This is a genomic window from Nocardioides sp., from assembly GCF_035429765.1.
Classification (GTDB): domain Bacteria; phylum Actinomycetota; class Actinomycetes; order Propionibacteriales; family Nocardioidaceae; genus Nocardioides.
In genome coordinates this window covers 1-5,062 of record NZ_DAOMFK010000222.1, presented here as the reverse complement: position 1 = coordinate 5,062, position 5,062 = coordinate 1, and the positions used below count along the sequence as shown (strand labels likewise).

Sequence of the window (5,062 nt, the reverse complement as noted above, 5' to 3'; positions counted from 1 at the left end):
GGGTCGTCCAGGCCCGTCCCGCGGTGACCGCTGCGGGCCAGCCGGGCCACCCAGTCCGCGACCACGCTCGCGGTCACCGGTGAGTTATCGAACATAGTGACGATTCTACTCCCGCCCGGCGACAGTGTCGAGACCCCCTGGCGACGATGTGGAGAGGCGTCGTTCGGCGAACGGGTGCGCCAGGATGGGTCCATGCCGGAGAGCCGAAAGACCAGGACGGCGCGGGGGGTCCTGGTGGCGCTGTGGATCCTCACGCTGCTGGCGGCGTGCGCGGGCAAACAGGGCGAGCCGCCCACCGCGGCTCCCGGACCACGCTCGACCGCGACCCCGGCGCCCAGCCCAGCCACTCGAGTCTCGATGCCCTGCGACCCTGGTGGCGGCTTCCCGCAGCCCAGGCGAGGGTGTCCGGACCAGCACCCCACGACTGCCTGGCTGACGGCGTACGAGGACGGCCGGGCCACGCTCGAACCCTTCAGGACCTACGTCAACGACGCGGCCGGCCGGGCCTACGCGCGCGAGCACGACCTGGAGTTCCCGTTCCCCAACGACTACCACGACGCTCCGGTCGGAGCGGCGTTCAACGTCGAGCTGTCGGCCCAGACCGTGTGCACCGGCATCATCGTGATCGGCTACCGGGAGCCCCTGCGGGACCACCGTGTGTCCTGCGACAAGCTGTCGGTGGCGACCCAGGACCGACCAGTGCCCGCGGCCCTCTGGTGGGACGGCGACCGCGTGGTGCAGGTCTCGGAGCTCTATCGCCCGTGAGGCACCGCTGGCCTCCCCGTGAGAGAGTGGGAGACCGGCGCGGCGGGTTGCCCATGACGGCTACCGTGACGAACACTTGTTCGAACCGCGTCGACACGCAGCACGAGCAGATGGCAAGGGACCGCAGTGACAGACCAGCTCATCATCCGGGGCGCCCGGGAGCACAACCTCAAGGACATCTCCCTCGACCTGCCCCGCGACTCGCTGATCGTGTTCACCGGGCTGTCGGGGTCCGGGAAGTCCTCGCTGGCCTTCGACACGATCTTCGCCGAGGGTCAGCGCCGCTACGTCGAGTCGCTCTCGGCGTACGCCCGGCAGTTCCTGGGGCAGATGGACAAGCCCGACGTGGACTTCATCGAGGGCCTCTCGCCGGCGGTGTCGATCGACCAGAAGTCGACCTCGCGCAACCCGCGTTCCACGGTCGGCACCATCACCGAGGTCTACGACTACCTGCGGCTGCTGTACGCGCGGGCCGGGACGCCGCACTGCCCCACGTGCGGCGCGCGGATCGAGCGCCAGACCCCCCAGCAGATCGTCGACCGGGTGCTGGCGCTGGAGGAGGGGCGGCGGTTCCAGGTGCTGGCTCCCGTCATCCGCGGCCGCAAGGGTGAGTACGTCGAGCTCTTCCGCGCGCTGCAGAGCCAGGGGTTCTCCCGGGTCCGCGTCGACGGGGAGACCCACCCGCTGGACCAGCCGCCGACGCTGAACAAGCAGCAGAAGCACTCCATCGAGGTGGTCGTCGACCGGCTGGCAGTGAAGCCCTCGGCGAAGCGGCGGCTCACCGACTCGGTGGAGACCGCGCTCGGCCTGGCGGGCGGCCTCGTGCTGTTCGACTTCGTCGACGCCGCCGAGGACGACCCGCACCGGGAGCTCCGCTTCTCCGAGCGGATGGCCTGCCCCAACGAGCACCCCCTCGACGTCGACGAGCTCGAGCCGCGGTCCTTCTCGTTCAACTCCCCGTTCGGCGCCTGCCCCGCGTGCCACGGCCTGGGCACCCGGATGGAGGTCGACCCCGACCTGGTGGTCCCGGACCCGGCCGCCTCGCTCGGGGAGGGCGCGATCGCCCCCTGGAGCGGTGCGCACGTCGCGGACTACTTCCTGACCCTGATGAACGCCCTGGGCGAGGAGCTCGGCTTCGACCTGAACACCCCGTGGGAGAAGCTGTCGGCGAAGGCGCAGAAGTCCCTGCTCAACGGCCACGCCACCAAGGTGCACGTGGTCACCACGAACCGGTACGGCCGGCAGCGGGCCTACTACGCCCCGTTCGAGGGCGTGCGCCCCTACATCGAGCGGCGCCACCGCGAGGCCGAGTCCGACACCAGCCGGGAGCGGTTCGAGGGCTTCATGCGCGAGGTCCCCTGCCCCACCTGCGGGGGCAGCCGCCTCAAGCCCGTGTCGATGGCGGTCACCCTGGGCGGCCGGAACATCGCCGAGGTCTGCGCCCTCCCGATCAACGAGACCGCGGAGTTCCTCCGCGCGCTGGAGCTCACCGATCGGGAGCGGCAGATCGCCGAGCGCGTGCTCAAGGAGATCCAGGAGCGGTTGAACTTCCTGCTCGACGTGGGTCTCGACTACCTCTCCCTGGACCGGCCCTCCGGCTCCCTGTCCGGGGGCGAGGCCCAGCGGATCCGGCTGGCGACCCAGATCGGAGCGGGCCTGGTCGGGGTTCTCTACGTGCTCGACGAGCCCTCGATCGGGCTGCACCAGCGCGACAACCACCGGCTGATCGAGACGCTGGTCCGGCTGCGCGACCTCGGCAACACGCTGATCGTCGTCGAGCACGACGAGGACACCATCCGCACCGCCGACTGGGTGGTGGACATCGGTCCGGGGGCGGGGGAGCACGGCGGCCAGGTGGTCCACAGCGGCAAGGTGGCCCAGCTGCTCCGGCACCGCGACTCCCTGACCGGGCAGTACCTCTCGGGCCGGCGCGAGATCCCGGTGCCCGAGGTACGCCGTCCCCGCACCACGGGCCGCGAGCTGGTGGTGCACGGTGCGCGTGAGCACAACCTGCGCGACCTGACGGTGTCGTTCCCGCTCGGCCTGTTCGTCGCGGTGACCGGCGTCTCCGGGTCGGGGAAGTCCACCCTGGTCAACGACATCCTCTACACGGCCCTGGCCAAGCAGATCTACCACGCCCGCGCGGTGCCCGGCCGGCACACCCGGATCACCGGCCTCGAGCACGTCGACAAGGTCATCCACGTCGACCAGTCCCCGATCGGGCGCACGCCCCGCTCCAACCCGGCGACCTACACCGGGGTCTTCGACCACATCCGCAAGCTCTTCGCCTCCACGCCCGAGGCCAAGATGCGGGGCTACCTGCAGGGCCGGTTCTCCTTCAACGTCAAGGGCGGTCGCTGCGAGGCCTGCGCCGGGGACGGCACGATCAAGATCGAGATGAACTTCCTCCCCGACGTCTACGTCCCCTGCGAGGTGTGTCACGGCGCCCGCTACAACCGGGAGACGCTGGAGGTGCACTACAAGGGCAGGACCATCGCCGAGGTGCTGGACATGCCGATCGAGGAGGCGGCGGAGTTCTTCGCCGCGGTCCCCGCCATCGCCCGGCACATGAGGACGCTGTGCGAGGTGGGGCTCGGCTACGTCCGGCTGGGACAGCCCGCCACCACGCTCTCCGGCGGCGAGGCGCAGCGGGTCAAGCTCTCCTCGGAGCTGCAGAAGCGCTCCACCGGCCGCACCGTCTACGTGCTGGACGAGCCCACCACGGGCCTGCACTTCGAGGACATCCGCAAGCTGCTGCTGGTGCTCGGACGGCTCGTCGACCAGGGCAACTCGGTGCTGGTGATCGAGCACAACCTCGACGTGATCAAGACCGCGGACTGGCTGATCGACATGGGGCCGGAGGGGGGCTCCCGCGGCGGCATGGTGATCGCCGAGGGCACTCCCGAGCACGTGGCCGGGGACCACGCGAGCCACACCGGCCGGTTCCTCGCGCCGCTGCTCGCCGGCGGTCGTAGTACCAAAGGACAGGCCCGCCGCTCCCGGGCCCGCGGCTAGTCTGGCAGCACGCGACCAGGGCAGTGAGGAGCCGGACCGTGAGCAGTGCAGGACTGAGCCGCCGACAGGCGATCACCGCAGCGGCAGCGCTGGGCGTGGGCGCACCGTTGCTCGCCGCGTGCGGCGGCAGCTCGGGAGGTGACAGCACCTCCGGCACCTCCACGCAGCCCTCGCCCAGCACGGGTTCGAGCTCCGGCGGCGGAGGGGGCGGTGCCGCGGCCGCGCTGGCCACCACCGGCGATCTCGAGGTCGGCGGCGCCGTGTTCGTGGACGACCCGAGCGTGGTGGTCACCGAGCCCGAGGACGGTGTCTACAAGGCGTTCAGCCGCACCTGCACGCACCAGGGCTGCCCGGTGGCCGACCTCGTCGACGGCAACATCCACTGCCCCTGCCACGGCAGCATGTTCTCCATCGCCGACGGGTCGCCGGTGAGCGGGCCGGCCCAGTCACCGCTCGCCGAGGTCGCGATCACGGTCAAGGGCGACCAGATCCTCCCTGCCTGACCGGAGCCGGGGTCAGCCGCGGCTGCGTTCCAGCCGGAGCGCCAGCCACAGCAGCAGCACCTGAGCGGGCTGGTCGAGGGCCAGGTCGAACAGCGCTGTCGCCCGTCCCAGCCGGTAGCGCACCGTGTTGGGGTGCAGGGTCAGGCGCTCGGCCACCCTCCGCACGTCCCTGCCCAGGTCGCACCAGGCGAGCAGCAGGTCCGCGTAGCCGGTCTGGTGGTGGGCGTCGTGCCGGAGGACGGCCGAGGCCGGAGCGGAGAGCGCCGCCGCCGACTCGAAGCGGTCCGCGAGCCGCAGCAGCACCAGCTCGTCGCCGACCTCCGAGGCGGCGCGGACGGCGCCCAGCTCCGGGTGCCGGCCCAGCAGGGTGAGCACCTGGTCGGCGTCGAAGCGCGAGCGGCGTACGTCGCGGGGCTGGTCGCTGAACCCACCGATACCCGCCCGGAGCTCCCAGCGCGCAGCGGTGGACGACGTGCGCAGCACCTCGGCCACGGCGCCGGGCACCCGCTCGGGGGTCACCCGGGTGGCGGCGAGCACGGCGTAGATCCGTCCGCCTCCGGCCAGGCACCCGGTCGGCCCCACCCGCGCCTCGAGCCCCAGCGTGAGCACGTCGAGGAGCCGGGCCAGGTCCTGGGTGCCGCTGCCGGCGGCGGAGCGCGGCTCGAGGGCCAGCACGGCGACCGGGGCGCCCGCCGGGATCCCCAGCCCGGCGGCTGCCGCGCTCGGGTCGGAGCCCTCGACCAGCTGCCGCACCAGGTCGGTGCGGCGCGGGCGGGCGA

Annotated in this window: 4 protein-coding genes; 3 read left to right on the top strand and 1 reads right to left on the bottom strand. The window is 72.0% G+C overall.

All coding sequences use genetic code 11. The annotated features are described in order from the left end of the window. Nucleotides 1-192: 192 nt before the first annotated feature. The 3 genes from PLP61_RS14965 (at nt 193) to PLP61_RS14955 (ending at nt 4,283) form a co-directional block, all read left to right on the top strand. Nucleotides 193-765: a hypothetical protein gene (locus PLP61_RS14965; protein WP_324503552.1), complete on the top strand. Its 573-nt coding sequence runs from the start codon at nt 193-195 to the stop codon at nt 763-765. A gap of 126 nt (nt 766-891) precedes the next feature. After that, entirely contained in the window at nt 892-3,780 is a 2,889-nt protein-coding gene (gene uvrA / locus PLP61_RS14960; protein ID WP_324503551.1) for an excinuclease ABC subunit UvrA, read from the top strand. 38 nt (nt 3,781-3,818) lie between these two features. Further along, nucleotides 3,819-4,283, top strand: coding sequence for a Rieske (2Fe-2S) protein (locus PLP61_RS14955; protein WP_324503550.1), 465 nt, complete (start codon nt 3,819-3,821; stop codon nt 4,281-4,283). Nucleotides 4,284-4,295: 12 nt separating this feature from the next. Here the strand turns inward: PLP61_RS14955 and PLP61_RS14950 are convergent. Next, nucleotides 4,296-5,062: PucR family transcriptional regulator (locus PLP61_RS14950; RefSeq protein WP_324503549.1), on the bottom strand; the 767-nt coding region annotated here is incomplete at its 5' end.